Here is a 3865-nt window from a genome sequence, read left to right as displayed (position 1 = left end):
ACTTTTATATTTCCTTACATTTCTCACACCAGCTCTATCGACTATCACTTTTTCTATCTCCCAATTATTAAAATATTTCTTGGTTTTAAAATATGAAATCAAAAACTCTCTTACAATCAAATAAGAAGAGAGTAAATATAAATTATTAAAATATTACATAATGATTTCATATACCGAAAACCCGATTTATGAATAGTTTTTTTAAATACCCCTACTATCTGAACATCAAAATATGAAGTACATAAAAAGACAAATAAATAATACAAAACCGCAACTTAAAACAAATAACTCATTTAAAAAAAGCCAAGTAAACAAACAAAAAACACAAAAACATTAACTTGACAAAATTAAACAGCCAGATAATATAATCCTAAATTTACGAAAATGTACACAAAAAAATAACAAGAATAAACAAAAAAAACAAAACCATAACAAAAAAACAAGTGCAACAATAACAATAATAACAACACTCACATCTCTAAAATACTCAAGGAGGATGTATGGATATTCAAAGTTTGATCAAAGAGGCTAACTCGGTTGGTATTTCTTTATTTATTAAAAATGGAAAACTGGGATATAAAACTTATGAGAAACTTTCTGACCGGTCGATTTTAGGGAAGATATCTAACCAAAAGTCGAATATCATCTCTTATCTTGAACAACAAAACACAGAAGTTACCAGTGAAGTTCCTGTGTCACTCCCGCAAAGGCGTATCTGGCTTGCAGAATTATTTAAATCTGAAGATGGATTACATAACATTCCTATCCGGCTTAGACTTTCAAACCATTGGGATTTTAAACGACTTGAACAAGCGATAGCCTCGCTTGTTGTAAAACATGAAATCCTAAGAACCTGTTATTACGAAAAAAATAATGAAGTTTATCAAAAGGTTGAGGCAGATCCGCAACTACATATCGAACATCACGATTGTTTTGTACTTGATGAAAATGAGGTCGAAAGACAGGTAGCAGATTTTTTTAACTACAGCTTTTCATTGCAAGACCAACTACCTATTCGGGTTGGTTTTTTTAAAACCTGTCAACAATTTGAACTATGCCTGCTATTCCATCATATCGCGTTAGACGATACAGCATGCCAAATTTTCATGAAGCAGATGTTTGATATATATCAGGGTAACACGCAACAACCGTTGCAATACCAATATCGCGATTATGCCATATGGCAGATACAACACATTCAAAGTGCAGATTTTCAACATCATGCTAAAACTCTATGCAACCGCTTACAAGGCGCACCACAGCTTCACCGACTGCAGCTGCTAAAGCCTCATAATCAAGACACTCGCAGTTTAGCTAAAAACTTACCAATTGAAATTCCGCTTCGGCTGTCACGAGAAATTAAAGACCATTGTCAAACTGCGAGGATTACTGAATTTTCTTTTTATCACACAACCCTTGCGCTTTTAATCGGCCATTGGAGTAAAACTGATGAAGTAATGCTAGGCACGCCTATTATTCATCGCCCCACCGCATCTATGACAAAGGTGTTAGGTTGCTTTTTAAATTTGATGCCCATTCGGCACCAATTTGATGACTCCACAAATTTTACTGAGCTTTCCTCCTACATTCAAGAAAAACAAAACGAGGTGATGCGCTATCAAGATGTACCATTTGAGTATCTGCTAAAGCAACTGAAGCCCAGTAGGCAACCTTACGTCAATCCATTATTCCAGATTTTCGTTTCCAGCCATACTGCTGATGATCTCCAAGATGAAAATGAACAAGATTATCTGTTAGTCAATTCTTCACAGTGTACATCGAAATACGATCTAACATTGAAAATTGTCATCCATCCTAAGAACACGACTATATTGTGGCAATATCGTGAAGACTTATTCTCTGCTGAGTACATGAAAATGATGAGTGAGAGTTTTGTCCCTATGCTCCAATCATTGCTGGAGAATAAAGAGCAGAGTATCAATACCGCACTATCCAGTATTCAGTATCCACGGCTAGCTCAACTCAAGTCTTCATGCTCGAAGTCGGCAGATAATCTATTAACTTGTATTGCCAACCATGCTCAGACGCAACCAAACCGAGTAGCCATACGCTGCCAGCAGCAACAACTGAACTATCAAAGTGTACAAACAAAACTAGAAGCGCTATCACAACATATGGTGCTCCTTGGACTCAAGTCAGGCGATCGCCTTGGTTTAATGCTAACGAGAAATTGCAATATGGTTATTGCCATGCTGGCAGCGTTGAGATTAGGCCTAGTATACATTCCAATGGACCCTGAATACCCGAAAAAAAGATTGAAGTACATTGCTGAGAAAGCTCAATGTAAGCTTATTTTAAAAGATGATGATTTTACTCTTGATAATCAGATGACTCATCAGACACTAAGTGAGCAAATGCTACGTCAACCTATGCCCTCACAGATATTACCTGATGCGCCGAGCTCAAATGATTTGGCTTATGCCATTTTTACCTCCGGCTCTACAGGTCAACCTAAAGGCGTAATGATTAATCAGCATAACCTGGCTAACTTTTTAACTAGTATGGTCACTCAGCTTAATATTACTAGCGATGATGCATTACTTGCGATAACACCAATCTCTTTTGATATCTCGGTTCTGGAATTGTTTGTGCCACTGATGGCTGGTGGTGAAGTGGTGATTGCGCCACAACAGCAAAGAGATGGCTTGAGCCTAAAACAACAGTTAAATACTAACAATATAACCATAATGCAAGCCACTCCAGCTGGTTGGCAATCATTGCTTGATGCAGGATGGAACGGTAGCAAGACGCTAAAAGCACTTTCTGGAGGAGAACGACTACCGACCACACTAGCCACTGAATTAAATGGCAAAGTCAAATGCTTATGGAATATGTATGGACCGACAGAGGCAACAGTATGGGCAACTAGCTATTTAGTTGAGCCTAAACAACATCTGGAAATACCGTTAGGACAGCCAATAAATAATTCTTCAATTCATATACTTGACGAACTTGGCAAGCATTGTCCACCACAAATGCGAGGAGAGATCGTAATTGTTGGTGACTGTGTTGGCCAGGGCTATATTGATCTTGCAGATGAAACGGCGACACGTTTTATCACCCTCTTAACAGAAGATGGCCCAAAGCGCGCTTATCGTACTGGTGACATCGGCTACATTGATTGTAACAACACACTATTTTGTTTAGGTCGAAATGATCACCAAGTCAAGGTCCGTGGCTTTCGCATTGAACTGCAGGAAATTGAAAAACAGTTACAGCAATTAGCAAACTTGGGTAAGGTCTGCGTAGTTGTGCATCTTATGCCCAATGGTAGTCAAAAGTTAATAGCTTACTGTGCCACTCATAATGCAGAGTTAAACAGCGAGGAACTTTTGTATCAACTGCGTAATATACTACCGCCTTACATGGTTCCTGACTTTATTGTCTCTCTTGACAATCTGCCGCTCACTTTAAGTGGAAAAATTGATCGCAACTATTTAGCTATGTTGCCGCCACAAAACGCATCTGAGACCTTACAACCACCGACTAACGAGCAAGAGTATCAACTTGTTGAGATGTGGCAAGCGCTACTGAATGTATCAGAAATAGGAATAAACTGTAATTTCTTTTCGTTAGGTGGTGACTCTATCAGTGCAATTAAACTTGCCAGTCAGCTTCAAAAGCAAGGGTTTAACGTTAGTAGCGTAATGATATTTCAACATCAAACAATTAAAGATCTAGCAAAAAGTTTAATCCAAAGCTCTGCATCAACCACTGACCTGATTAATGAACAAAACTTGCTCGGTGTTGAAGTAGTCGGTGATGCCATTTCAGAAGCAGATCTGAAGTCTTTACTCGAAGAATTCACATCTTAACAATAAAAAATATAACAAGATAAGGAATA

At 37.9% G+C, this 3865-nt stretch carries 1 protein-coding gene; it reads left to right on the top strand.

Annotation, left to right across the window (positions count from 1 at the left end; all coding sequences use genetic code 11):
* The first annotated feature begins 500 nt into the window (after positions 1-500).
* Positions 501-3836, top strand: a complete 3336-nt coding sequence (locus tag PVK79_RS05460; RefSeq protein WP_257325456.1) for a non-ribosomal peptide synthetase — start codon at positions 501-503, stop codon at positions 3834-3836.
* Positions 3837-3865: the final 29 nt, after the last annotated feature.

Source organism: Pseudoalteromonas rhizosphaerae (assembly GCF_028885455.1).
GTDB classification, from domain to species: domain Bacteria; phylum Pseudomonadota; class Gammaproteobacteria; order Enterobacterales; family Alteromonadaceae; genus Pseudoalteromonas; species Pseudoalteromonas rhizosphaerae.
Note: the sequence above shows the minus strand (reverse complement) of the source record. Positions and strands in the feature narration are given on the sequence as shown.